This is a genomic window from Kitasatospora sp. NPDC036755 (assembly GCF_040636595.1).
Taxonomy (GTDB): domain Bacteria; phylum Actinomycetota; class Actinomycetes; order Streptomycetales; family Streptomycetaceae; genus Kitasatospora.
Map to the genome: position 1 here is coordinate 1 of NZ_JBEZUT010000692.1, position 1,223 is coordinate 1,223.

At 75.6% G+C, this 1,223-nt stretch carries 1 protein-coding gene; it reads left to right on the forward strand.

Going from position 1 to position 1,223, the window contains the following annotated elements; translation table 11 throughout:
- Positions 1-180: 180 nt before the first annotated feature.
- Entirely contained in the window at positions 181-1,053 is an 873-nt protein-coding gene (locus tag AB0E96_RS41255) for a C40 family peptidase (RefSeq protein WP_359831982.1), read from the forward strand.
- Positions 1,054-1,223: the final 170 nt, after the last annotated feature.

Consider the following 1,223-nt stretch of genomic DNA (forward strand, 5'->3'; position numbering starts at 1 on the left):
CGCATTGCACCCTCACCCGAACACCCAACCGCGTGCGCGCCTCGGCGGGGGTGGGGGCCCCCCCCCCCCCCCCCGCGGCGTGCCGGGCGGGGGATCTGCCGGCAAGCACGGCCAGTCCTGGCCGGTCACAGCAACCGCTGCAATCCGCAGCGGCCCGCAGCAGTGAAGGAAGTCAGCACGATGACCACCGTCAACACCGGCGCGCCGGAGGCCGCCGGCGAACCGACCGGGCAGCAGCACGCTGCCGCCGTCCGCCCCTCCCGTCCGTCCCGCACCGCGAGGCTCCGTCGGGGGATAGGCATGGTGGCCGTGATCGCGACCGGGACGGGCGTGATCGGCCTCGGCACCGGCGTCGTCCCCGCGGCCGCCGAGTCCGCCCCGGCCCACGCCGGGTGGGACGGCTCCCGGTACTGGTTCAAGAACAGCGAGGGGCAGTGGCGCTGGACCTCGCACTACAGCGTGTACGCGGCCCGCACCGGCGGGGGCTCCGCGTCCGCCGCCAAGGCCTCGACCAGGTCCTCCGGCGGGATCCAGGAGGGCTGGGACGGTTCCCGGTACTGGTTCCGCAACAGCAAGGGCGAGTGGCGCTGGACCTCGCACTACGACGTCTACCTGGACCGCACCGGCAACGGTCCGTCCTGGCCGGAGTCCGGGGGGTCCGGCTACGTCGACGACTCGGTCGCCGAGGACCGGGACGTGGAGACCGCCGTGCAGTTCGCCCTCTCCCAGCTGGGCGTACCGTTCCGGCGGGCCGGCAACGGGCCGGACGGCTACGACTGCTCGGGCCTGGTGCAGCAGTCCTTCCGGCGCGGCGGCATCTCCCTGCCGCGCGTGGCCAACGACCAGTACGCGGCGACCACGCCGGTGACCGCGAGCCAGCTGCGCCGCGGCGACCTGCTGTTCTGGTCGCCGGACGGGACGACCCGGGGCATCCAGCACGTGGCGATCTACCTGGGTGACAACAGGTACGTCGAGGCCGCGCGGCCCGGGACGAACGTCCGGACCTCGGGGATCAGCAGCGGCTACTACCCGTCGTTCATGGGGCGCCCGTAGCGGAGCCGCCCGTCCGCCGGGGGCGCCGGGACCGCCCGGTGCCCCCGGCGGGCGTCGCGTGGGCGTCGCGCGGGGTTTGCGTGGGCGGCCGGTGGCTCCCGACGCGTGGTCAGAGGTCCGCCGGGCGGGGCAGGGCGCCGCGGGCGCCGAGGCCGGTGACGGCGAAGGCC